At 53.3% G+C, this 24912-nt stretch carries 17 protein-coding genes and 2 tRNA genes; 8 read left to right on the top strand and 11 right to left on the bottom strand.

What is annotated here, in order from left to right; all coding sequences use genetic code 11:
- Positions 1-320 precede the first annotated feature (320 nt).
- Positions 321-2906 (top strand): EAL domain-containing protein, encoded by a 2586-nt coding sequence (locus tag THS27_RS18555; protein ID WP_085593555.1) that lies wholly within the window; start codon positions 321-323, stop codon positions 2904-2906.
- 209 nt (positions 2907-3115) lie between these two features.
- Here the strand turns inward: THS27_RS18555 and mgtE are convergent, their stop codons facing one another.
- From mgtE to THS27_RS18530, 5 genes are all read right to left on the bottom strand, one after another.
- The gene (gene mgtE, locus THS27_RS18550; protein WP_085593554.1) at positions 3116-4528 is read right to left on the bottom strand and encodes a magnesium transporter; all 1413 of its coding nucleotides are present in this window, start codon (positions 4526-4528) and stop codon (positions 3116-3118) included.
- A 148-nt stretch (positions 4529-4676) separates the two neighbouring features.
- Positions 4677-6968, bottom strand: coding sequence for an NADP-dependent malic enzyme (locus tag THS27_RS18545; protein WP_085593553.1), 2292 nt, complete (start codon positions 6966-6968; stop codon positions 4677-4679).
- 325 nt (positions 6969-7293) lie between these two features.
- Positions 7294-8190: a class I SAM-dependent methyltransferase gene (locus THS27_RS18540; RefSeq protein WP_168184944.1), complete on the bottom strand. Its 897-nt coding sequence runs from the start codon at positions 8188-8190 to the stop codon at positions 7294-7296.
- On the bottom strand, positions 8187-9377 hold the full coding sequence (locus tag THS27_RS18535; RefSeq protein ID WP_085593551.1) for a cyclic nucleotide-binding domain-containing protein: 1191 nt from the start codon (positions 9375-9377) through the stop codon (positions 8187-8189). The genes THS27_RS18540 and THS27_RS18535 overlap by 4 nt, the downstream gene beginning before the upstream one ends.
- A 335-nt stretch (positions 9378-9712) precedes the next feature.
- Positions 9713-9799: transfer RNA gene (locus THS27_RS18530), tRNA-Leu, on the bottom strand.
- Positions 9800-9917: 118 nt separating this feature from the next.
- Here THS27_RS18530 and lipB point away from each other — a divergent pair.
- The 3 genes from lipB to THS27_RS18515 all read left to right on the top strand — a co-directional run bounded on the left by lipB (position 9918) and on the right by THS27_RS18515 (position 12623).
- Entirely contained in the window at positions 9918-10598 is a 681-nt protein-coding gene (gene lipB, locus THS27_RS18525; RefSeq protein WP_085593550.1) for a lipoyl(octanoyl) transferase LipB, read from the top strand.
- 38 nt (positions 10599-10636) lie between these two features.
- Positions 10637-11719, top strand: coding sequence for a diguanylate cyclase (locus THS27_RS18520; RefSeq protein ID WP_246833018.1), 1083 nt, complete (start codon positions 10637-10639; stop codon positions 11717-11719).
- A 364-nt stretch (positions 11720-12083) separates the two neighbouring features.
- On the top strand, positions 12084-12623 hold the full coding sequence (locus tag THS27_RS18515; protein ID WP_085593549.1) for a hypothetical protein: 540 nt from the start codon (positions 12084-12086) through the stop codon (positions 12621-12623).
- A 407-nt stretch (positions 12624-13030) separates the two neighbouring features.
- Here THS27_RS18515 and THS27_RS18505 read toward each other — a convergent pair whose 3' ends face one another.
- Complete coding sequence (locus THS27_RS18505) at positions 13031-13615, bottom strand: DUF4169 family protein (RefSeq protein ID WP_246833017.1); 585 nt, start codon at positions 13613-13615, stop codon at positions 13031-13033.
- Between the two features lie 248 nt (positions 13616-13863).
- Positions 13864-14991, bottom strand: coding sequence for a hypothetical protein (locus tag THS27_RS18500; protein ID WP_085593547.1), 1128 nt, complete (start codon positions 14989-14991; stop codon positions 13864-13866).
- A gap of 335 nt (positions 14992-15326) precedes the next feature.
- On the opposite strand from THS27_RS18500, the gene THS27_RS18495 reads away from it, so the two are divergent.
- Together THS27_RS18495 and THS27_RS18485 are read left to right on the top strand one after the other, a co-directional pair.
- Positions 15327-15403 (top strand) — tRNA-Arg (locus tag THS27_RS18495).
- 277 nt (positions 15404-15680) lie between these two features.
- On the top strand, positions 15681-16208 hold the full coding sequence (locus tag THS27_RS18485) for a glycine cleavage system protein R (RefSeq protein ID WP_085593545.1): 528 nt from the start codon (positions 15681-15683) through the stop codon (positions 16206-16208).
- Between the two features lie 109 nt (positions 16209-16317).
- On the opposite strand, the gene THS27_RS27660 is transcribed toward THS27_RS18485, so the two are convergent.
- From THS27_RS27660 to THS27_RS18465, 3 genes are all read right to left on the bottom strand, one after another.
- A complete protein-coding gene (locus THS27_RS27660) occupies positions 16318-18387 on the bottom strand; it encodes a hypothetical protein (protein WP_085593544.1) in 2070 nt (689 codons plus the stop codon).
- A 231-nt stretch (positions 18388-18618) separates the two neighbouring features.
- A complete protein-coding gene (locus THS27_RS27655; RefSeq protein WP_085593543.1) occupies positions 18619-20364 on the bottom strand; it encodes a calcium-binding protein in 1746 nt (581 codons plus the stop codon).
- A gap of 593 nt (positions 20365-20957) precedes the next feature.
- Entirely contained in the window at positions 20958-22124 is a 1167-nt protein-coding gene (locus tag THS27_RS18465) for a diguanylate cyclase (protein WP_085593541.1), read from the bottom strand.
- Between the two features lie 390 nt (positions 22125-22514).
- Here THS27_RS18465 and THS27_RS18455 point away from each other — a divergent pair, with 390 nt between their 5' ends.
- Positions 22515-23501: a CoA ester lyase gene (locus THS27_RS18455; RefSeq protein ID WP_085593539.1), complete on the top strand. Its 987-nt coding sequence runs from the start codon at positions 22515-22517 to the stop codon at positions 23499-23501.
- Positions 23502-23511: 10 nt separating this feature from the next.
- Here the strand turns inward: THS27_RS18455 and THS27_RS18450 are convergent, their stop codons facing one another.
- Positions 23512-24342: an NAD(P)H-dependent oxidoreductase gene (locus THS27_RS18450; RefSeq protein WP_085593538.1), complete on the bottom strand. Its 831-nt coding sequence runs from the start codon at positions 24340-24342 to the stop codon at positions 23512-23514.
- Positions 24343-24441: 99 nt separating this feature from the next.
- Between THS27_RS18450 and THS27_RS27605 the strand changes: the two genes are divergently transcribed.
- Positions 24442-24903 (top strand): LysR family transcriptional regulator, encoded by a 462-nt coding sequence (locus THS27_RS27605; RefSeq protein WP_085593537.1) that lies wholly within the window; start codon positions 24442-24444, stop codon positions 24901-24903.
- The last annotated feature ends 9 nt before the right edge of the window (positions 24904-24912 follow it).

The following is a 24912-nucleotide window of genomic DNA, read 5'->3' as shown; positions in this document are numbered from 1 at the left end:
GGACCTGCGGGTTATGACGGCCCCTGTTATAGGGCCTTGGGCCGCCTGTGCCTAGGGTCCAACTGGCGCCTATTGCCATGTCGCAGGAGATGACCCCTAACTTCCGTATAGGCGTACCGATTTATCTTTTATCCCTAACCTCTGTTTCAGAAAACATTTCGCGACACATTTGGAATGAAATCCGATAAGCTGCCATCTTAAGGTGCGGAACGACATGGGCGAATTCCTGATTTGCCCGGATAAGTGGGGGATCGTCGGGCCAGTTCCAGGAAACCTGGCCTTCGCACAGACCAGGACATAAATAACAAAACGGGGAGCCCATGCAGGACGGCGTTGATCTGCCTGACGATGGTCGGGAAAAAAACAGAACCGCAATCAAGCCACGTGCAGTCGCTATTGCAGCCCTGTTCTTCTGTATACTGGGCGGCGCTTTCTGGCTTGTGGCCCGGCAAATGGAACAGGCGAACGATCACGCCCTTGCCGCCAATGCGAACCTGCTTGCGCAGGGGCTTGGCGACCGGATTGATGAAACCATAACCGCCAATTTACATGCCCTGGAAAACTTTGCCGATAGCTGGCAGGGCGACGCACCGCTGGATGAACGCCAATATTTATCCCACGCGTCCTCGTTGCAGTCCCGGTTCGAGGCGTTACAGGCCGTCAACTGGATTTCCCCCAACTATATCATCCAGTTTGTCGCCCCGATAAAGGGCAATGTCCCGGCAATGGGGGCCGATTTAAAACGCCACCCGGTTGCGGGGCCGGTTCTTGACATGGCGTTTGACCAGCGCAAAATCCAGATGACGCCGACACTTGAGTTATTGCAAGGCGGGCGCGGATTTGCCGCCTATGTGCCCGTTATAGACAGCAAGGGCGAAATTATTGGCATGGTAAACGGGGTGTTTCGCATCCGCACCATGCTAAGTAACGTTCTGGAAAGCGATTATCTGGCGGGCTATACTATTCGGGTACGCGAAGGCGATAGCGTCCTGTTTGAAATGCAGGGCGACAGCACCGACCCCAGACTAACCCGCAGCACTCGCATCAATGTGGCCGGGCGGCACTGGGATATTGAGGTTACGGCCGATCCCGACATTTCCGGATTGAGCGCCCTGACCCCGAACATGATCAGTGTTTTTGGTCTCATACTGGCGTGCTTGCTGTCTGGCTTGTTATTTATGTATGCCAACCGCAACCCGACGGCAAAAAGCCTGCACCGCCTGCGCGGGCGCGAAAATATCAGCGACCTTGCCCTGACCATTAACAAGGCAGATGGTCATTTGCGTATGATGTCGCCCGAAACCGCCAGTTTTTTTGATCTGCGCGAAGAAGATTACGGCTTTATCCGCCTTTATAATATCGCCCCTGAATTTCAATCTGATGGCACATCATCGCACCGCGCCCAGGACAAGCTGTTAACCGCCGTCAGCCAGGGCGAAACGGAAGTCCGCCGCGAATGGGTCGTTCGCAGTGCTGAAGGCGTGCATGTTGTTTGCGATCTGTTGATGACGCCGTCGGATGTGCATCCCGATTGCATTGATGTTGTGTTGCATCATAACCCGGCGGCCAACGCGGCGGTAAACCGCCTGCGTTACCTTGCCACCCACGACCCGTTAACCGGCCTGCCCAACCGTGCCCTGTTTGATGACCGCCTGAACCAGGCCGTTGCCCACGCCAAACGTTACGAAAAACTGTTGTCGGTTCTGGTTGTCGATATCGATAACTTCCGGGCGGTGAATGATAAATACGGGTCCGATGTGGGCGATGAAACCCTGCGGTCCATTTCCGGGCGATTGCGCGCCACAGTGCGCGAAAAAGACACCTGCGCGCGGCTTTCCGGTGACATGTTCGCCATTATTGCCACCGACCTTTCCGAGGCCGAAGGCGCCGCCCTGGTGGCTGAACGCATTGTCGAGGCAATTTCCCATCCTATTCCCATTGCAGGGGATGAAATCCGCTTGCATGTCAGCGTTGGCGTGGCCCTTTACCCCAATGATGCGCGTGCGCCATCCCAATTGCTGGCCAATGCCGATGCGGCAATGTACCGGGCGCAAAAATCGGCTGAGTCGTCTTATTGTTTCTTTGTTGAAACCATGAACAACGTCATGCACGCCCGTCTGTCACTGGAAACACAGCTACGCCGGGCAGTGGATGAAAAACGCTTTGTTCTGGAATATCAACCACGTTTTCGTTTGTCCGATCATGGTGTGACCGGCTTTGAAGCCCTGCTGCGCTGGGTCGATGATAGCGGCCAACGTCACCTGCCCCCCGACTTTATTGCCGTGGCGGACCGAACCGGTCTTTTGGCACCGCTGGGGCGCTGGATCATTGAAACAGTGTGCTTGCAAATCAATCAATGGCGCAGCGAGGGATATTTGCCGGTGCCCATTTCCCTGAACCTTTCGGGGCGGCAATTTATTCAGGCCGATATTATCAAAAACATCGTCGAGGAAACCGAACGTCAGGATATTCCACCAGCCCTGATCGAAATTGAGGTTGCCGAAGATATCGCCATGCGCGACCCCGAACGATCGTTAACCCAGTTTTATCGCTTTGCCGAAGCCGGTATCGGCCTGACGCTGGATCAGTTTGGCGCTGCCAATTCGTCGCTACGCTATCTTAAACGCTTCCCGATCCAGCGGATAAAACTGTCGCGCAGCCTGTTTGATATCGAGCTCGATGAACAACCTGAAAACAGCGTGCTAAACCCCGCTGTTCGCCTGTGCAAAAGCCTGAACCGCCGGGTTGTTGCCGTTGGTGTCGAAACCGAAGACCAACTGGCAATGCTGGGTGCGGCGGATTGTGACGAAATGCAGGGGTTCATTTTTTCGGCCCCGGTTGCAAAAGACGAAACCCAAACATTTTTGACCCGCCAGGCAACGACAGATCAGCCCGGCGATCATTGATTTTATATCAGGCGGTGACCATACGGCACGAACCAGCCGCATTGATCATGGCTACCGTTACCAGGCGGTAGCCATTTTCACATCGCCATAACATATGCAAATTACCGTGGCGGGAATTGCACCCAAAACTGAAACCCGCGTGCCGGGTGACCATTACGGGCAAGTCCCAAACGGGCGCGCAGGGCATTGAGCCTGGTTAGCAGGCGTTCCTACATTAAAAAGGCAGCCGCCAGCCCCAAAAAGGCAAAGAACCCGACCACATCGGTAATGGTGGTTAAAAAAACCGATGACGACACCGCCGGGTCCACCCCGGCCCGTTCAAGGGCCAGCGGAATAATCGCCCCTGCCGCACCGGCCATGATCAGGTTAATGACCATCGCCACCCCGATAACCGCGCCCAGGCGCATGTTATCAAACCAGAACCAGCTAACAGCCCCGCTTAGCACCGCGAATGCCAAACCGTTAAGCGTGCAAACCGCCACTTCCTTGCGCACCACGCGCCAGGCATTGGTGCTGTTTAATTCGCGGGTGGCAATGGCGCGTACAGCCACTGTCAGGGTTTGTGTCCCGGCATTTCCGCCCATCGAGGCCACAATCGGCATCAACACGGCCAGGGCGACCAGGCTTTCAATGGTATGTTGAAACAGGCCAATCACCAGAGATGCACCAATCGCCGTTCCCAGATTGACAAACAACCAGGTAAAGCGGGACCGCGTGGTATCAAAAATGGCACTGGAAAGGTCGTCTTCCTCGCCAACACCGGCCATGCGCATCATGTCTTCTTCGTATTCTTCGTCAATCACGTCCACCACGTCATCGACCGTAATCACACCAACCAGCCGGCCATTATCATCAACGACAGGGGCGGAAATCAGGTCGCGCTGGCGAAACAGATGGGCGACATTTTCCTGTTCCTCGGTGACCAGCACCGTGCGCATGTCGTCTGTTTCCATCACGTCACGCACCAGCACCGGGCGATTGGTACGAATGGCGCGCGATAACGGCACCATGCCCACCGGGCGATACCGCGGGTCCACCACGATAATATCGTAAAAATCTTCGGGCAGGTTTTTGGCTGAACGCAGAAAGTCAATTGTCTGGCCGACACTCCAGTAATCGGGGATCGCCACCAGCTCGCGCTGCATAATACGGCCAGCAGTGTATTCCGGGTACGACAGGGCTTCCTGTACCCGGGCGCGTTCAATTTCCGATAACGCGCCCAGCAATTCGCGCTGGTCTGCTTCTTCCAGGTCTTCGATAACTTCAACCACGTCATCCGAATCAAGTTCGGAAATGGCTTCGGCCACGGCTGCCGTACCTAGCTGCGCGATGACTTCCTCGCGCAATTCGTCGTCAAGTTCGGTTAGAAGTTCGGGGTCAAAGTCGGGGCGGATAACATCGACAAGCTGCTGACGTTCCGTACTGCCGGCCCAGCCCAGCAAATCGGCAATATCGGCAAAGTGAAGCTCGCCAACCAGCTCTTCAACGCGTGGCGTATCTTCCTGATGCAGGGCATCAAGAATTTCGCGGGCATATTCGGGTGTCAGATCAACATAATCATCGCCTGTCGATACAGACGACGTCGCACTGCCCGGACGATCAAGTTCGTCGATGTCAGTCATCTGCCCCTCCCCAGTTATTTTACATGCTGCGCCGGTTTACTGTCCCAAAGAAAAAAGCCGTACCGGACATTGCAGTCCGGCACGGCTGTTTCTGCGCTAACGTTCATGTCCGGTCAAGTGCGGTGATGCACTGCCCGGTTAAACGCAATTAATTGCGAGACTGTTCCCGGTCAATCGCATCCACAACAGCGATGGCGCTCATATTTACAAGGCCACGCACAGTGATTGACGGGCTAACCACATGAGCAGACTTTGCCGCACCGACCAGAATCGGGCCAACAGGCAAGCCATCGCCCAGCATTTTAACCATATTATAGGAAATATTCGCCGCATCCAGGGTTGGCATCACCAGCAGGTTGGCAGCGCCCTTCAACATCGAATTGGGGAAAATGCGATTACGAATGGTTTCGGAAATGGCTGCGTCGGCATGCATTTCGCCTTCAATTTCCAGATCCGGTGCCTGAACACGAATAATTTTCAGGGCATCCCGCATCTTGCAAGCTGACGGATTTTCATGGCTGCCAAAATTGGAATGCGAAATTAACGCTGCCTTTGGCGTAATCCCGAACCGTTTTACCACATCGGCCGCCATAATCGCGGTTTCGGCTACATGCTCGGGGGTTGGATCAACCGAAACATAGGTATCGGTCAAAAAGAACGTCCCCTGTTTCATGATCATCATGTTTACAGCCGAGAAATCCGAAACACCTTTACGCAGGCCGACCAGATTACGGACATAGCGCAGATGGCGCAGGAAACCGCCCTGGCAGCCGCAAACCATCGCGTCCACCTCGCCACGGCGTAGCATCAGGCAGGCCACCACGGTCGGGCGGGTCCGCACGATAGAACGGGCATATTCCGGGTTAATGCCGCGACGGCCCATAATGTTATGGAAATCCTGCCAGTCCTGTTCGAAATGGCGATTATCGTCGGGGTCGTGAATTTCGACCTGAACATCCGGGATCAGGCGCAAGCCAATTTCCTTGATGCGATCCAGAATAACCTCGCGACGCCCAATCAGCACCGGATGGCAAACGCCATCATCCACCAGAACCTGACAGGCCTGAAGCACACGCCGCGATTCGCCTTCGGGGTAAACCACCCGTTTTTTATGGCTGCGTGCCATATCAAATACCGGCTTCATCACCAGGCCAGACCGGAAAACAAACCCTTCCAGCTGCTGGCGATAGGCATCGAAATCCTCGATCGGGCGTTTGGCAACACCACTATCCATGGCAGCCTTAGCAACACGGGGCGGAATTTCCAGCATCAGGCGCGGATCAAACGGTTTTGGAATCAGATATTCCGGCCCGAATTTAAGTTCCTCGCCACCATAGGCCGTGGCAACAATGTCCGAAACCTCGGCAGTTGCCAAATCGGCAATCGCCTCGACAGCGGCGATTTTCATTTCCTCGTTAATTTCGGTGGCACCAACATCGAGCGCGCCACGGAACAGGAACGGGAAACACAGAACGTTATTAACCTGATTGGGGTAATCGGTCCGTCCGGTTGCCATAACGGCATCGGGGCGAATTTCCTTAACCAGTTCGGGCGAAACTTCCGGTGTCGGGTTGGCCAGCGCCATAATGATGGGGCGTTCGCCCATTTTGCGCAGTTCTTTTTCGCCCATGATGTTTGGTGCTGAAAGACCCAGAAAAATATCGGCCCCTTCGATCACGTCATCAAGGGTGCGGGCATTGGTTTCAATGGCATATTCCGCTTTCCACGGGTCCATTTCCTCTTCGCGGCCTTTGTAAACCACGCCGAAACGGTCGGTAACGGTGATGTTTTCGCGCGGCAGGCCCATCGATACCAGCAGGTTCAAACAGGCAAGGGCGGCGGCCCCGGCACCCGATGCCACCAGACGGACTTTTTCAATGTCCTTGCCAACAACGCGCAAGCCATTGCGCACGGCAGCGGCAACACAAATGGCAGTACCATGCTGGTCATCATGAAAAATCGGAATATTGCAACGTTCGCGCAATGCTTTTTCAATGATGAAGCATTCCGGCGCTTTGATATCTTCAAGATTGACGCCGCCAAAGGTGGGTTCCAGGGCTGCGACAATATCAATGAATTTTTGCGGGTCCAGTTCGTTCACTTCCAGATCGAACACGTCGATATTGGCGAACTTTTTAAACAGGACGGCCTTGCCTTCCATCACCGGTTTCGATGCCAGCGGGCCAATCGGGCCCAACCCCAAAACAGCCGTACCATTGGTGATGACCGCCACCAGATTGGCACGCGCCGTGTAATGAACGGCGGTTTCCGGGTCTTTGACAATTTCCTCGCAGGCAAAGGCGACGCCGGGCGAATAGGCCAGGGCCAAATCACGCTGGTTGGCAAGTGTGGTGGTTGCCGCGACTGCCAGTTTACCGGGGGTGGGATACCGGTGATAGTCCAATGCCGCTTCGCGCAGCTTGTCGTTTCTGTTTGTCATAATAATACCTTTAACTTCAGGTATTTAGGTGAAATTAACCTAAAGTCGATTAAGTCCTGAAAAATTGTAGCCGTGTGGGACCGGCCACCGTAGTGGAATTATCACACCGAGAGAAGCGTTCTATTGTTTCAATAGCAAAAATCCCCGCCCCCTTTGCGTAAAAACCGCCAAGATCTGGCAGAGCATAACACGGATGGAACGCCATTCGAAAACTTTAACATTTTCCAACTGTGTTCCATCCTTATGGTCTTAAACGGTTCGCACGGCCTCTGTTTGTCCGATCTTTTGCCACCCTGACAAATTGGAACGATCTAGTGGCAATCCCTTACTCGAACTCGGCCAACGTGACATATTCGCCGTAATGCAAACGGGGGTGTTTTCCCGGCTGCATATAGGCGTTCTTAAAATCGTCTGTGGCATCAATCGTAAGTAATTTGCAACGCTGCTTTGCCAGAAATGCTGCCATCTCCGGGGCCTCCATCGACCATTTAATCGGCTCGCCAATCAGTTTCAGATACAGGAAAAGGGCCAGCCGGGTATTGTTGCGCGGGCTTTCGCGCGGCTCCACTGCGGTAAATAAAAACCGGGTTCCAACCCCGCACAAATTACGGATAGAGGTAAACATATGCGTCACCTCCTCGGTTGTCAGATACATCGTCACACCCTCGCTAATGAAAAGGGTCGGACGCTCGCTGTCAAACGGTTCAAATGACCGTAATCTGTCTTCGATATTCTGATGGGTAAAATCGACGCTCAGATAATTCACATTGGCAAGGCCGGCCTGTGCCTCGGCAGCATTTTTAAAGGCATCGGCCTTGAATTTCTGGGTATCGGGGTGGTCAATCTCAATAAAATTAACATCGGGAAATTCACAAGACAGCCGAAAGGCAAGGCTGTCAAACCCGGCACCAAGACTAATGACCTGTTTTGCACCGGCGGCAATGGTGGCACGGGTTTTATCCTCGATACAGCGTTTGCGCAAAATGTAGTGCAGGGTAATGCCGGGCAGAAAAATAAATTCACGAATGGCGGTTTTTAACCGCACCAACGGATGGTCCAGCTCGGCCAGACGCGCACGGCCTTCTTCGGATGCCGCCAAAACACATTCGCCAAGACGCCGTATTTCATCGGGCACCAGATAACTTTGCGACGTACATTTCGCGGTAAAAACCAGCCCCTGTAAAACCGTATATGCCGTCGAACTTGCGGTATTTTCCTTCACTTTGCTTCGTCCCCAAAAAAGGTAATGTGCCGCGTGGAATATTCCAGCAGTTTTTGATTTTTCAATATTTCCAGATAGCTTTGCGCTTCCTCGACAGGTGCCAACGCCATTTCGGCAAATTCCTGCAAGGATACCCGGGATTTAAGAATTGTCGGGTCGCGCGGGTCGGGAATGGCGGCCTTGCGCACCATGTCGGTAAAATACGCCAGACGCTCGGCCAGGGGCGCATAGGCATATATCATGCTCAGGTTATTGGCATCGCGCAGGCGACTTGAAAGGATCTGCATCAGGTCTTTTAACCGTGACGGGTCCTCGTTGCTTTTTTGCCAGAACGTTTCACGATTAATCACCACCAGTTCAGTATTCCGGCTTGCCACAGCCGATGCCGAGCGCGGCGACGAATCGATCAGGGACAATTCACCAAACATATCCCCCGCCCCCAATTTGGCCAAACGCAGGGTTCGGTCCGAAGGTTCGTGATAACGGGTGATGTCGATCCCGCCCTTGGTTATCAAAAAGGCCTCGTCCTGCGCGAAAATCTCGGTTCCCGCATCCACCAGAAGCCACTGAAAACTGCCGCTAAAATGATCCAGCAGGTCTTTTTGTTCCTTGAACATGCCAAAGGCCCAGCGATACATCGGCTCCATCGGTGTCACAAACGGCGTAATTTCAACCCCGAGGCTGCCCAGTTGCAAGGGTTCTGAAAGCCGTTCCCAGCCCAGGCGTTGATAGATACCCGACGTATCGGAATTAACCGTCGCGATAATATGGGTTACCCCCCACATATGACCAATATCAACAGCCATGCGAAACAGCCCGCCAAAAACGTTCCGGCGGTTACGCCATTGCGCAACAATGGCCAGCATACCCGCACTGGCAAATACCGGTGCCGGGCGGCCTGCAACCTGTTCCTGTATGGTTATTTTTTGCCGATAGCTTGAAAAATCAAACGAATGATCGGATGGCAACTGCAAGGTTGAATCGCGATTCACCCGAATCGTCGCAACAGGTGTTTCATCGCTATAGGCAATGATGTTGGCAACTGATGGAATGGCATCAAACAAGTCCACCACGGCCCCGTCATATTTTTCGGCAAAATGTCCCTGTTCCGAATAAACCTGATACCGCAGCCGATAAACGTCGCTCAGTTCTTTTTCTGTCCTGGCAATCTTTATTCGAATAGACATATTTTAATTCTGCACTCCCCGTGTTCCAGCCTGCATCTGCATTGCACAGCCACAGCAAATATAAGGGCAAAAGCAAAACCCGCGGTATCCCGGCGTTTTGCGCATACAAATCCTGCCACCCAAGCATTATTGGAACAGATATTAATTTTGCCCTATACCCCGATAGAACAATAATAATATACAGAAGTAGGTATTTATCTATTAAAGAATATGGAAATTTATCGCCGGCCCCGGCATGGCAATGACACGTATAAAACCATTGCAGCCAAGCCTGAAATACAATTTTGGGCCAGAATCAGAAAGGCCCTTCCTTGCAAAACAAGGAAAGGCCTTTTTGGTGCGGTCGAGAAGACTCGAACTTCCACGGGGGTTAGCCCACAGCGACCTCAACGCTGCGCGTCTACCAATTCCGCCACGACCGCATATATAGTAGTAACAAGCCCTGTGAGGTAACTTTGCGGGCTTGCCTTGGCGCGGAAAGGGAGATAGCAAAAAGCCTGACCCCAATCAAGGGGAGTTTTCATTTATTTGACAGGAAAAATGAAAAGTATCGATTTTAAGGCTAAAAAGCCGGAATGGCGGGTCGCAACCAGCCCGGTTTCCTACCCCGAAGCTCTTTTGGAAATGGAATCCCGCGCCGACGCCATTTATCGCAACGACGCGAACGAACTGATCTGGCTGGTGGAACATCCCCCTCTTTACACGGCGGGCACCAGTTCAAAACGCGAAGACCTGGTAGAGCCGGACCGTTTCCCCGTTTACGACGCCGGGCGCGGCGGCCAGTACACCTATCATGGCCCGGGTCAGCGCACGGCCTATCTGATGATGGACCTGCGCAAACGGGGCCGTGATGTGCGTGCCTATGTTCACAGCCTGGAAGAATGGATTATTCGCACACTGGCGCTGGCCGGTGTCACCGGTGAACGCCGCGACGGCCGGGTTGGCATCTGGGTGGACCGTGGCAATGGCCGCGAAGACAAAATCGCGGCTATTGGGGTTCGGGTTCGGCGCTGGGTCACATTTCACGGAATTGCGATTAATTTAAACCCGGATTTGACACATTTTGGCGGCATCGTGCCCTGCGGCATTGCCGAACATGGCGTTACCAGCCTGCAAGATCTGGGAGTCGACATCACCATGGCGCAACTCGATCAGCTACTGGCACAGACATTTGACGATGTCTTTCCCACGCCATCTATCGCTAATGCCACAGATGCCTGATGTAAATATATGCCCCAAAAGAAACGGAACTGCGCACTATGGCTGCACCGATGGATGAAATGACCAACCGCGATCATGACACACCTGGTCATGGCGACACAGACATGCCCGAAAGCATCGCGGTCGGAAATTTTGTCGATGCCGAACGCGATATCCTCGCGGAACTGGAAACAGCCCTTTCCGAACATATTTCCCTGGTGCTGGAATGGAACCGGCGATTGCTGGTACGCCACGATGACGCGCCCAGCCCCCGGTCGCAAGACACCCCGGCCCCCTCACAAACAGTTCCACAGTACGCCAGCCCTCACACACATGACCACGCACATGATCATGACTGCAATTTTGGCGCCTGGTATGCATTAAACCGGCATAACCGCCTGCTTGACCAGCCAGCGATCAAATCGCTGGCTGCCACCCATGAACAGCTTCATGCATGTGCCCGCCGATTAATGGATCATTCAAACCGGACGGGCACGGTTGATGCGGCTGAATATGATGCGATGGCATTACGGGCCGAATCGTTTTTTGCCCAAATACGGCGGCTGGAACGGGCATTTCGCACCGCGCGCTCCGACGTGGACCCGTTAACCGGCGTTTATAACCGCCAGACCATGCTCTCTGATTTGGAAATCGAACGGGAAAGGTCAATCCGCACCCATTCATCAGCGGCCATTGCCCTTGTCGATCTGGATTTTTTCAAGGCTGTTAACGATACGCACGGCCATCAGAATGGCGACCTTGTTTTGCAATCTGTTGCCGGTATCTTGCAATCGCATGTGCGGCCATTTGACAAGGTTTACCGTTATGGCGGCGAGGAATTCCTGATTTGCCTGCCAAATGCCGACATGCGCCAGACCGCCCGCGTTCTGGAACGGCTGCGCCGCGTAATCGAGGCATCACCGGTGACCTTGTCGAACGGCATGTCATTGCCTGTAACCACATCCATTGGTGCCGCCCCGATCCTGGCGGACAGGCAGATCGGTCAAATCATTGAAAAAGCGGATCGCGCCCTTTATGCCGCCAAGGAAAGCGGACGCAATCGGGTTCGTGTCTGGCGCAGCCCCGATGAAACCGACCAGGACAAAAAAATCACCCCGGGAACAGGAAACCGTGCGACATAACATAACAGGACACAAACAGCCGATTATGCCTGTTTCACATCATATGCCGTGCCTGTGGAGCTTGTTTTATACAAGTCATGTGCGGACAACATCGCAATCAAGGCAAATAAAAACCATCGCCTGACGCCCGCAATACGCGAGTATTTTCAATACACTTCGCGTCTACCTATTCCTTTTGCGCGCATTACAATCCCGATATCACATTAAAACATAAAAAAATTCTACCGGGGCGCACTCTTGTCTTCACAAGTTTGAAACATATCTGCAAACTATAATAATAATAACGCAACCGGGTATTCATACCGCAAACAATAATGGTTGCCCCTTGGGAGGGAATTCGTTTCGCCAAAGACGGAGGCCCATAATGACGACCACAACAGATTACACCCCTGGCGACCCGGCCCTGATGTTGACAATTCTACGCTCGGCCAGCGCCAACCTTGGTCCTGACGCCCTCAGGGATAAAGTCCTTGCGCTGTTCTGCTGTGATGATGACGGCATCCAGATCACCCTGCAAGATACCCCGACCTTACGTTCCCGCATCGAATATGCCGCATCCCACCTGAAAATGGCGGGTCTGATTCGTATTGCCGATGATGGCACACTGGCAATTACGTCGCTGGGCGAGGCCATGCTGATCACGTATCCACTAGGTATTGATGACGGTGTTCTGTGTTCACTGCCTGCCTTTCGCAACCGGATCTACAGCGACAACGCGCCCGTCACGCAATCACGCCCCTTGCCCAACCCCGCGTATGGATATGGGTTTTCGGCCGGTCTTGGCGCCCACCGCCTGACAGAAAACCCCTATCCCGCCGATTGTCGCGAACATGAAGACTGGCTGATGGGCTGGGACGAAGCGCTGGACCAGGACAAACGCGAAAAGGAAACACTGCTGAGCTGATGCTAAAACCGTGATAGTGAACATCACAAAAGCGGCTATTTGACATATGGCGTTAACCAACGCCGCGAAACTTGCAAAACCGGACACGGTATTGCAAATGGAGCTGCACCCATTGTGCCCTGATGCACGATGCAATCGCGTGACGGAATTTATCAAATCAATCAGCTTCCGCCCGATATCTCCACCGGCAGATATCCGCAAAGCGGCGCGTTATCGCGGGAAATTTTCACCGCGTACATCCCCCAACATGGCACCTGCGCTGCCATCCCGAATTTACAGCATGCGCCGATATCCCGAGGTCAGGTTCCCATCTGGAAATAGCATGATCTGGCAATAAAAGCGTGATCGGCCAACCGCTCTCCGCTGAATCGCAGCCATTACCACAATCATTTACCGCCATTCCGATTTCAGGAATTTTTCGGGGTCGGTTTTTTACCACGCCATGCCGCAATTTGAACGACACGGGAAACCTCAGCCTCATCACCGTTTTTTGGCAAGGTTGCATCAGCCTGCCCGGCCAATGCCTTGTCATCTGCTGGAACCATGCTATCGCCGTCATTATCCCCTTGCGGCGTTTTAAGCGTACTGGTGGCTTGCTGGGTTTTGGCGGGGCGTTTGTCGCAATCGGATGGCAACGGCTCACCACCAGCTGCGTTGGGCGTCTTACTGCCATTACGCCCAACATGATCCGTTTTCGCACGGCGAGGGCGCTCTATTTCTGGCACACCGCCTGATATCGCAGCGTTTAAATTCGGATCCGGGCTTGCATCCATGTTTTTTGCCGGCGCATCCACCTTATCGCGCAGGTGGCCTTCAATTTTTTTCGTGGCCATATCTTTCAGGGCGCGGGTTTCACTGCGTTCGGCGCGGGTTCGGCCAAATTCGACGCGGTTGGCATCCGCCTTTTTCGATTTTTCGTCGCGCGCCTTGCGTTTGCGATGCTGACGCAAATTCACCAAATCGGCCATTGTCGCCTCAAAAATTGCTGCCAAAACAAAAACCGGTTACCGGGCCATATCTATCATATCCACCCATAGACCCCGAGCAAATTGCACGAACATGCTTTCGTGATGCCATCGTTATCGACACCCATCGGCATAAAACCGGCGCGTTTTCTGACAAAAGGCATCGAAGAAAACCATGCTGCCAACAGCAATTTCCCAGGGCCCAACAGGAAAAAGGGCACCCCCGAAAGGAGGCACCCTGTTTTGGCCGTTCACCCGATCAGGATCGAAACTGACTAGCGAACGAAAACGTGAACTTCATTTGCCGAGACGGCAGAACTCGTCGAGTCTGACAGGCGAACACGTGAATTGGGCATGCCCATATCGGTTAATGAGCGCACAACACTTTGCGCGTCGCGCTTTGCCTTGCTGCTGTTTAGTGCAACCTGTGCCGGGGTACCCCGGTTCGGCGTCACAGCCACAATGTCAAAGGTCGCATCAGGACGACGTTCCAGCGCGCGATTAACAGCGTTATAAAGTGCCTGTTCGTATTTCACGCTGGCACTGTCAAAACGGATAACCACAAGCGGACGATCACCCGAGTCGGGCATATCCCGGTTACTTGCAATCGGCTGTGCCGGTGCAGACTTGGTTGCCAGCGACGCGCCAAAAATCTCGCCATTTTTAACGGCAAGCGACAAGGCGTTCAAATTGGAACGTTCGCCTGCAATATAATTGGTCTGGCGTGACAGGTCTTCGCTGATTTCACCCAACAACCGATCAATCAGAACCGACGTCCGGTTGGTTTCGTCTTCCAGCATGGCCAGTTGACGGTGATCTTCATCAACCGCACCGGAAACCTGATACGCGGAACGTACCGATTCCAAAAGGAAAGTCGACAAGGTGGAATCGGCAGCAACATCATTGGCCAGCGAATTTAGCGACGCGATATCGCCATTCACCCGGTCAAGTTCCTGCTGGGCCTGGTTCCACTGGTTAACCAGCACCGGGTTGCCCGGCGTGGTGCCAACCTGCAAGCGGGCATTAATTGCCGCAACCGTACCATGATAGGCCTGTGAATGGCTTACCGTCTGGGCACGCAGACTTTGCAGTTCGTTGTTGTGGGTGTTGAGTGCAGACTTCAGGCGGTTAAGCTCCTGACGCATGCTTTCAACCTTGGTCCCGACAAAAGTACCTGTCGATGACATACCGGTTAATGGCTGCGTACTGCGCACGACATCGGCCTGTCCGGCCCCTGTCCCGACATCCGCCTGTCCGGCTCCCATATTTGCGGAAGACTGGTTAGCCGAATTTCCGGCATCCTCCCCACTGAGCGCCGGCCACATGGCATCGGTAGAATTTGAACACCCGCCTAACAGCAGGGCGACGCCGAAAACGGCGAGGTAGGTTTTGCGAACGGCCATTTCGATCAATTACCTAATAGGAATAAGCGAATCTCCCTGAGCCTGCTTTTTTATAGAAGAAACAAGCCCCTGCTCCCCTGGGATTGAAAAGCATCTTAATAGAGGGTTCCCTAAGGAACAAGACGCATTTCCCCCTTTTTTCCCGTAACATAGCGATAATCGCTAACATGGCGGAAAACAGCGCTCTTCAACCGCCTTTATGGACGATTTTTTACGGCCCTGAAGAAAAAATACAGTTTTTTGAAAATTACCGCTTGCAAAGGGCAACGCGTTTTCATAAGTTCCGCTCCGCCGACGGGGAGCACACTTCGCAAGCCGCCGGAAACAAGGACGATGCGCCCATAGCTCAGCTGGATAGAGCATCTGACTACGAATCAGAAGGCCGGAGGTTCGAATCCTTCTGGGCGCACCATTGAAAGGCTCGACGTTAACGCGTCGAGCCTTTGTTTTTTCCGGGTTCCCGTTCCCCCGCACGAATGCCATCAGCCACGGCCCCGCAAATCACCCGGGGCATATGATGATGATCCAAATATCGCGCACCACGAAATTGACCTCGGCCACGACTGCCCCAAGAAGTTGGATGGAATGGCACGGCAAAGCTGTGCTAAATAGTTGGCGCACGATAATATAAAGTGTGAGCAGCAATATTCTTGCGCCTGCCAGCTTGCCGGACAACAACGGAGACATCCATGAACGCCAATACCCGCATTACCATTTCCTGCCAGGACCGGGTTGGTCTGGTGTCCGACATTACCGGTCGCCTGTTTGATATTGGCGTTAATCTTGGCCCTACCGGTTTTGCCCTTGATCAGGGCCGCGCCACATTTACCACCGAGTGCGAATTACCCGTCACCTGCCCAATCACCGAATGCGAAGTGGCCTTGTGCGAACTGTCGATGGAACAGGCAGAAGTCACGGTAGAGGCGATTTACCCGGTTCTGCCAGCGGCCAATGCCCCCGGTGCCACCCATATGATTGAATGTTCCGGCATCGACCAGCCCGGCCTGATTGCCCGCCTGTCAGAAATATTTATCGAATTTAACGCCAATATTGTGCAACTGGCCGCCAGCGCGTCCAGTGAAAACGATTCGCGCGTTTATACCACACGCTTTGCCGTTGCCATCCCGGCGGACCGTGCCGCCGCCTGCCTGGCAACCCTTGCCAATACAGCGGGGTCCCTGCGGCTGCTTTTCAAATTCGACGAAACAGGCAAATAAACCGCGCCAGGAAACGCGTCATATTTTGTTGCACGCAACAAGGGCCCATCGCACTGCGGCGGGCCCTTGTGATTTGTTTCATCAATGGGTGTGAACACTTAACGCCAGCTTAGCTAACGACCATGCCATCATCAAAAACAACATGGTCTTCGTCCAGGTCATCTATCGTGATGCCATCAATTTGGACACCATAATCATAATGCGCCCCATTGGCGAAATCGATATAAACACCGGTATCATTCTGCTCGGCGTGGTCGATAAAACCCTCAAAATTGGTAATGCCGGATTTATACTGAAAATTGTCCGACAGTTTTATGTAATCGGCATTTGATCCATCAGCCTGAAAATCGACGATACGGTCACGCTCGGCACCACCTTCATAATCATCCCATAAAAAGGTATCCGCCCCCGACGCAAGTCCTCTGTGGTGAACGTCGCCGATCAGATAATCATTGCCATCTCCGCCTTCAAGCACGTCATTACCATCCCCTCCCTGAAGCACATCATGGCCATTACCGCCCTTCAGATAGTCAGTGCCAGAACCACCTTCCAGCCGGTCGCGTCCATCATCGCCGGAAAGAAAATCATCGTCACCGAGGCCTTGTAACAAATCATCACCGCCGCCACCGCTCAGAGAATCATTCCCCCACTCGCCGTAAAGTACATTGCGACCGTCATCACCGAAAAAAATGTCATCGCCATAACTGCCGGTAAGGTTTTCAAAGTTGCTGATGGTGGAATTTTCATAGTGACCGCCGGAAATCTCGCTGGCCGCCAGATCAACGGTTATGGGGTTACCGGGATCAGTTGTCACAAACAGGGTATCTAAACCACTACCGCCATCCATAACGTCGCCATTTTCACCACCATAAATGGTGTCATCACCGCTGCCGCCCAACAGGGTATCGCTACCACCATCATGGGAAAACAGCCAGTCATCGCCACTACCCCCCCATAGTGTTGCGTTACCTGTTATCTCGGGATCAAAGTCACCACCGGCTTCCATCCAGTCATCGCCGTCGCCGCCAATCAAAATGTCATGACCGACACCATCGGCATACACCGAGTCATCCCCGGCACCGCCATCAAGATAGTTATCCGGGTTGTCACCAGCACCTTCATATTCGTCAGCATCGTTGCCCATGCTGTCATTGCCGTTCCCGCCATACAGGGTTTCGCCGTTCAATCTGTCATCGCCATCGCCACCATAAATGGTATCTGTCCCCATCCTGCCAAAAAGGGTATCGGCCCCATCCGTTCCCGTCGCGATATCATCAAACTGGCTTAAGCTGACAACCGTGAAATCGTGGATGGTATCGCCTTCGGCATAACCGCCACTGCCTTCACCTGTTTGCAAATTCACATTTACCCCGGCATCGGAGGCGAGATAGTCTAGGGTGTTTTTGCCTGCGCCGCCCAGCATGTAGTCGGCCCCTTCCCCGCCAACAAAGGTATCGTTGCCGCCACCGCCATCCATATAGTCGTCGCCGCTGCCGCCATCGAACTGGTCCAGCTTGGAACTGCCGATCAAAATGTCGTCACCGGCACCACTGTCAATAACGGAACGTTCATCTTCCAGGGCGACGAACTTATCATCAAAGGCCGTTCCGCGAAGTTCAACTGTATGCACATCATCGGAAAACGATATCTGGTCCCCTTCGGCCTCGCCGCCGTGCCCCAAACCGTCATTCAGGTCAAGCTGCACGCCTGCATCTGACGATGAATAATCCAGCACGCTCTGCCGATACAGATATTCACCCTTTTCAAAATGAATAGTATCCGCCCCGGCCCCGCCATCAACATAGCTGAAATCGCCGGTAATGTGGTCATCCCCATCACTACCGATCACGCTGATGGTGGGGCGACCGACTGAATCCCGGGCGACAATGCTGTCACCCTCGGCATCGCCACCCGATGCAGAAAAAACCGCATCGGGATATATCAGGGCGTCATTTAAGCGATAATCCAGATTTACAGCCTGCTCGGACCCTTCATATGAAAGGGTAACTTCGACCCTGCTTTCATCTATCACAAAGGTATCGCCACCGGCCCCGCCAACCAGAACATCACCGTCACCCACGGCAGTCAGCTGGTCATCCCCCGCCAGGCCATAGATCTGATCAACCTCTTCCGTGCCGGTTAACACGTCGTTCCCGCTGGTTCCGATAATGCTCGCCATTCTCGCCTCCTTGCGTACAGATGAAAAAGTACACCAAGGCTACTACCGCAGGTTAACAAATACAAATGCAATAAAACTAAATAAAATGAAGCAATAAATTATGTTATTGCCTCAAAATTAAAATTAATTCCGAGTAAATTAAAGTAAAATCAATTTTCATCGAAAATTAAAATCTTATTTTACATGAAAAAATTCAAATATTACTTACAACAACTGCTCCATGGCCGGAAATCAAATCAGATCTCCCTCAAAACCAACAGATTCTGTGTCCGAATCAGGTTCGTCGAACACAACATTGGCAGGTGTCAAATGCGAGATATCGATCCCGTCGATCTGCACGCCATAGCCATAATGTCGCCCGTCGGCAAAATCGACATACACGCCGGTGTCATTCTGTTCGGCATGCGCCAGCAAATCGGTAAAATCGTGAATGCCGGATTTATCCTGAAACTCTGCGCTGAATTCCAGTTTATCTTCGCTGCCAAAATCGGTGATGCGGTCACGTTCCGCGCCGCCTTCAAAAGTATCCCACAGGAAGGTATCCGCACCGTGCGCGCCGTTGGCATCCTCGCCATCACCGGTCAAAAGGTCGTTGCCATCACCACCAACAAGCGTGTCATCGCCAGCACCACCGCGCAATCCATCATGCCCGCCCGCGCCCCGCACAATATCGTCACCAAAGGAACCTTCAATAATATTGCGTCCCTGATCGCCTTCCAGAATATCGTCATAGCGCGAACCGCCAAGGTTCTCGATATCCTCGAACACGTCACCATCGGCACTTTCGCCTTCGGCAAGGCCGGTCGCAAGATTGACCCGGACACCACTTTCGCCGTGATCATTGTAATCAAGGGTGTCGATACCGGCACCGCCCTTTAACAAATCACCGCCAAGGCCACCGGTCAGGATGTCATTGCCATCACCGCCAATCAGGATGTCGCTGCCACCGCCACCTTCCAGGTCGTCATTGCCTACACCGCCATCAAGGTAATCGTCACTACTGGTCGCGCCAAATTCATCGCCGCGGAGGAAATCATTTCCGCCGCCGCCAAAAATAAAATCATCGCCGCCAAGGCCGCTCAGGACATTGCCGCCCTCATCGCCAATCAGGGTGTCATCAAAATTGGTGCCATATGCCACTTCGACACCACTATAGGTATCGCCGGTGGCTTCGCCTCCCTGCCCTTCACCCGTTGCAAGGTCAACATAAACACCCGTCGTCGCATCCGCCGTATCGTAATGCACGGAATCCAGGTTACCGGCCCCGCCATCAAAATGATCGGCACCGGCGCCGCCCGTCATGTTGTCATTGCCGCCACCGCCAGCAAGCGTATCGTCGCCAACCCCGCCGATCAGGGTATCAATGACAGAGGACCCGGTAAGCACGTCATCGCCCGCGCCGCCATCCATCCGGTTTCCGCTGTAATGTGAACTGGTCAGATAATCATCATGGGCAGAACCGATCAAACCCTGAAGGCCAAAATACGTTCCGAAACTATCACCTTCGGCATCGCCGCCACTGGCGTATCCGGTTGCCAGATCAACCGTAACCCCTTCACCTGAGTGGGCATAACTGACAACATTATATCCGTCGAAATGATCTGCACCGCCACCGCCTTCAAAAACGACATTTCTGCCATCAAAGTGATCATCATGATCCGATCCAATGATCGTCATGTCGATCCGACCGGCAGTGCTGATGACCGTGTCACCCTCGGCGTCCCCGCCGCTGGCATCAAGTTCGGCAGAATAGTAATCGTAATCAACATTGATCCCGGCATCCGAGCTGACATAGGAAAGCGTTGCACTTCGACCTTCTCCGCCAAAAACAAAGGTGTCGGCCCCTGCTCCACCTTCGATCACATCATGTCCGGCGCTGCTTTCAATACGGTCATTGCCATCAAGGCCGAAAATGTCGTCATTTTCTGCGGTGTCCTTAAGGGTATCATTTGCATCCGTTCCGACGATCTGCGCCATAACATCCTCCCTGGCCTCACAGGCCAAATAACGCGCCAAATACCGGGTGAAACTTTCCTGCTACTGCTTTGCAAGGCGTGGCCGGGCTGCCAAATTGCACATATTCATCTGCGATATCCGACAGGTTGATTCTGTCGATTTCCACACCAACGACGTCATGGGGCGTGTCGGTGAAATCACCATGGCTATCCGTTTGATTTCCCCGGCGGGGTGGCAAGAAAATCGGAAATTTTTAAATGCAGGTCTGTGCTGAATCTTGTTGCCACAATCACGGGCATCGACGTCAAAAATACCGTCGCGTTCCACGTCGTTTTCAAACGCTCCCCAAAAAAGAAGCGTGGAATCTACGTCAATTGCGAACTTTCTGCCTTTTCCCGTCTGTCTTTATTACCACTGGCATTTGAAACACACGTCATGGCCGCCTCTTTCTGCACGAATGAATAAGTACAGAAAGGTTACTACCGGATTCCAGACAAGACAAACATATAAAAACTAAATATAATGAAGTATTAAAATTCATTTTTGCGCCATTAAGGCAAACAATTTTGAATAAAATTCACAATATTCATTCTGACTTCAATGCAATCATGCGATCAGAATTGGATTCTGTTTCTTCCAGCATCTTTTGCGACAAATAGTTTTTCATCGGCACACTTTAATACGCGCCAGGGGTCACTTTCACCCTCGGCCCTTTCAGCCAGACCGATTGAAACCGTAATGCCAACGCCACGCTTTGCTTCGGGCAATGTAATTTTGGTCGCAGCAATTTTTTTGCGTAAAATTTCCAGCGTTTCCGTGGCGCGCACGGATGTTCGGCTGGCAAATAAAATGGCAAATTCTTCGCCACCATAGCGAAATGCCTTGCCGCCCCCCCCCATATGATCCAGTTCCCGGGCCACCTTGCGCAGTACAATGTCACCAACGTCATGGCCGTGGCTGTCATTGAATTTTTTAAAGTGGTCCACATCAAGCATGGCAATGCAATATTGCCCGCCCAGTTCCACCAGTGCATGGCTTAGCGCGCGCCGCCCCGGCAGCCCCGTCAGGTCATCCACAAATGCCATGCGCCAGGCTTCCTGAACAACACCGCCCAAAACCACGCCCGTCGCCGCCAGATAGCCAAACGGGACATATCGGGGTTCAACCACAATGGCCGTAAAAACCGCCGGTAACGTACAAACAAACGCAAATTCAAGCGACCGCCCCCGTGCCAGCAACACCACACCTGTTATGGCCGCAATGATAAAGGCCATCTGGGGGACTGTGTTTGCCATCCCGTCTAACGTAATGAAACGGATGTTCATCACGTTATATAAAGCGGTTGAAACATCGGGCCGGACAGCAAAAAGCATCAGGGCAAAAAACTGCAGGGACAGAAACAATATGCGCGCAATGCCCCGTTTCCGAAACACACCACGTTCCGACATAAACGCCAGCAACAACAGGTTCACCGGAATAATATAAAGTGTTGCCAGTTGCAGGAATTGCACACCCTCTGGCGACAGGAATGCGGGTGCACCGATAAAGAACCAGTAACAGAAGAACAAAACCAGCATCGCGTAAACAACGCGCCCCCGGTTAAACCATCCCCCCAGTACCACACCAAGTACCGCCATCAAAAACGGACGATACTGTACAAACCCGACAAGACCATCCGGCAAAACCCCGGCCCTGTCCGCAAATGCCAGTGCCGTTACCGCTGTCAAAATCAACAGCGGTATTGACCCGACAGAAATGCAGGCAAAAAAGGCACGACGCATCAGACCCCTGGCCCATTATATCGATAACCGGAAATTGGATCGGCAATATAAAGATAAAACCTGAACAATTCCTATAATAGTTTCAATTTCATACAAATACTGGCCAGTAACATTCGAAACCGGATCATCCCCAGCGCGATCCGGACACGCCAATGCCCGGCAGTTGCGGCCCGGCTTCGCCTTAGCCACGCATAATTATTGGCAAATGCACCCCCAACCATCGTCGCATTGGACGCCACCCGCCAGATTTTGCTAACATGCGCCAAATTATTGCGGCGCAAAAACAAAAAGACCGCATTTTCTGCCCAGGCAGGCTCCGGTACAGGTTTGACGCCATTGCGCCCTTAACGGCAATCCGCCGTTTTGCGCAATGACAGCAAGGAGAATGACATGAGCTTCACCACCCCGACCCCGGCCCCGGCACGCCTGAACCGATCCGAGCTGGCCGTGCCCGGCAGCCGCATCGAACTTTTTGAAAAAGCCGCCAAATCAAAGGCCGACGCCATTTTCCTGGATCTGGAAGATGCCGTTGCCCCGCGTGACAAGGAACAGGCGCGCAAAAACATCATTAGCGCCATCAACGACATTGACTGGGGCGACAAGGTTTTATCCGTCCGTATTAACGGCCTTGATACGCATTATATGTATCGCGATGTCGTTGATGTTCTTGAACAGGCTGGCGACCGGCTGGACCTGATCATGATCCCCAAGGTGGGCACGGCATCCGATGTTTATGCCCTTGATATGCTGGCAACCCAGATCGAGGCCGCCAGGGGGCGCAAAAAACGCATCGGGTTTGAACTGATCATTGAAACCGCGTTGGGCATGCAAAACATTCATGAAATTGCCGCCGCATCGCAACGCAACGAAAGCCTGCATTTTGGTGTGGCCGATTATGCGGCATCCACCAAAGCAATGACCACCGGCATTGGCGGCCCCAACCCGCATTACGGCGTTTTAACCGACAAGGACGGCGACGCCCCGCGCGATTATCATTGGGGCGATATGTGGCATTACGCCATCGCCCGCATGGTAGTAGCCGCCCGCGCCAATGGCCTGCGCCCGATTGACGGCCCGTTTGGCGATTTTTCCGACCCCGAAGGCTATCGTGCCCAGGCGGCACGGGCGATGGTGCTGGGATGTGAAGGAAAATGGGCGATCCACCCCAGCCAGATCACCCTTGCCAACGAGGTTTATTCCCCGTCAGAAGCGGAAGTAACCAAAGCCAAACGCATTCTTGAAGCAATGGAAAAAGCCCAGAATGAAGGGGCCGGTGCCGTGGCCCTTGATGGCCGCCTGATCGATATTGCATCGATCAAGCAGGCCGAAGTTATGGTGCATCAAGCCGATATTATTGCAGCAAAGGATGCGAAATAGGCACCCGAACCTAGAAAGCGGCACGCTGCCATCGTCCGGCAACCGTTTCCACGGGGTCGCCCGGTTGAACCAGATGAATATGCGTGCCGCCTTCACCACCCCCAAGGCCCGGTTTAAGACGCTGGCTGGCATCGTAATGCCCGCCATTCTGCGTTCGAAAAGGGATGGGGGCGACGGTGAACAAATTCTCCAGACAAAGGCAAAAGTCTGTACTTACCTGTCCCCAGCCGGCGTCGTCCATCCGGTCACTTTGATATACCGGGAAGGCAGGTAAAACATCGAAACCGGGATAAAACAGCGTCCCGTGCTGAAGGGGCCACAAAATATCATCCAGGCTACCATTCACCCCGCGATCGCTATAATGGGGTAAACGCCCGCCAATCGGCACAACCAGCATTGCCCGACGCCCGGCCAAAACCCCTTCGCCATAACGATCCCCCCAGCGTTCGCCGCCGTGCTGGCCCACACCATACGCAAAACCATAGGTAAAAACGCGGTCGAACCACCCTTTCAAGATTGCAGGTGCGCCAAACCACCACAGCGGAAAACTGAACAATACGGCATCGGCCCATAACAGTTTTTTCTGTTCGGCCTCTATGTCCGGGCTTTGGCTGTCGGATGCAAAAGCATGGCGCGATTCCGCAACATAACTTAACCGGTCTGCGGCCACCCTGTCGGTAAAATCGGCCTCGTCGGCAATCGCCTTCCAACCCATTGCATATAAATCCGATACCTGCACGACATGGCCCTGGTTGCGCAATGTCGTGATCGCCAGATCCTTTAATGCACTGGTTAACGACAGGGGTTCCGGGTGGGCATGCACAATCAGAATGTTACTCATAATTCCGTCCTTTTCAGAATGATCTGCTTTGATGCGTGATCATTCCCCATCACCCTGCTATCGTTGAAATTAAAGTTTTTATGATCTGGTATAAATTGAATGGATATCGAACAGCTTGATCTTAATTTGCTGGTCACGCTTGATACATTGCTGGCCGAACGCAACGTAACCCATGCCGCCCGTCGCCTGAACCTGAGCCAACCTGCCATATCGGCCCGGCTGACCCGGCTGCGTGATCTGCTGGGTGATCCTCTTTTATTGCCGTCCCAACGCGGCATGATCCCGACGGAACGCGCGCTGGACCTTCAGGCCCCGTTGCATGATGCCATCGAGGCGGTGCGCCGCGTCATTGCCGAAACCAGCCCGTTTGACCCAACGCAGATAGAAGCAACAATCGCCATTGCCGCCAGCGATTATGTTCAATATTCGGTGTTGATACCGCTTGCCCAAATCATTCGGGCAGAAGCCCCGGGTATTCGCATTGCCTGGCGCACCATTGATACGGCCCGGCTTGAGGAGCAAATGGTCCGCGGGGAGGTTAACCTGGCCCTAACTGTTTAGTCCCGGCAT

It is taken from the genome of Thalassospira sp. MCCC 1A01428 (assembly GCF_002115825.1).
Classification (GTDB): Bacteria; Pseudomonadota; Alphaproteobacteria; order Rhodospirillales; family Thalassospiraceae; genus Thalassospira.
This window is presented reverse-complemented; position numbering and strand designations above follow the sequence as displayed.

Excerpts from the sequence above, each read along its gene's own strand:
- THS27_RS18555 (WP_085593555.1), top strand. The coding sequence starts at position 321 with ATGCAGGACGGCGTTGATCTGCCTGACGATGGTCGGGAAAAAAACAGA.
- mgtE (WP_085593554.1), bottom strand. The coding sequence starts at position 4,528 with ATGACTGACATCGACGAACTTGATCGTCCGGGCAGTGCGACGTCGTCT.
- THS27_RS18545 (WP_085593553.1), bottom strand. The coding sequence starts at position 6,968 with ATGACAAACAGAAACGACAAGCTGCGCGAAGCGGCATTGGACTATCAC.
- THS27_RS18535 (WP_085593551.1), bottom strand. The coding sequence starts at position 9,377 with ATGTCTATTCGAATAAAGATTGCCAGGACAGAAAAAGAACTGAGCGAC.
- lipB (WP_085593550.1), top strand. The coding sequence starts at position 9,918 with ATGAAAAGTATCGATTTTAAGGCTAAAAAGCCGGAATGGCGGGTCGCA.
- THS27_RS18520 (WP_246833018.1), top strand. The coding sequence starts at position 10,637 with ATGGCTGCACCGATGGATGAAATGACCAACCGCGATCATGACACACCT.
- THS27_RS18515 (WP_085593549.1), top strand. The coding sequence starts at position 12,084 with ATGACGACCACAACAGATTACACCCCTGGCGACCCGGCCCTGATGTTG.
- THS27_RS18500 (WP_085593547.1), bottom strand. The coding sequence starts at position 14,991 with ATGGCCGTTCGCAAAACCTACCTCGCCGTTTTCGGCGTCGCCCTGCTG.
- THS27_RS18485 (WP_085593545.1), top strand. The coding sequence starts at position 15,681 with ATGAACGCCAATACCCGCATTACCATTTCCTGCCAGGACCGGGTTGGT.
- THS27_RS27660 (WP_085593544.1), bottom strand. The coding sequence starts at position 18,387 with ATGGCGAGCATTATCGGAACCAGCGGGAACGACGTGTTAACCGGCACG.
- THS27_RS27655 (WP_085593543.1), bottom strand. The coding sequence starts at position 20,364 with ATGGCGCAGATCGTCGGAACGGATGCAAATGATACCCTTAAGGACACC.
- THS27_RS18465 (WP_085593541.1), bottom strand. The coding sequence starts at position 22,124 with ATGCGTCGTGCCTTTTTTGCCTGCATTTCTGTCGGGTCAATACCGCTG.
- THS27_RS18455 (WP_085593539.1), top strand. The coding sequence starts at position 22,515 with ATGAGCTTCACCACCCCGACCCCGGCCCCGGCACGCCTGAACCGATCC.
- THS27_RS18450 (WP_085593538.1), bottom strand. The coding sequence starts at position 24,342 with ATGAGTAACATTCTGATTGTGCATGCCCACCCGGAACCCCTGTCGTTA.
- THS27_RS27605 (WP_085593537.1), top strand. The coding sequence starts at position 24,442 with ATGGATATCGAACAGCTTGATCTTAATTTGCTGGTCACGCTTGATACA.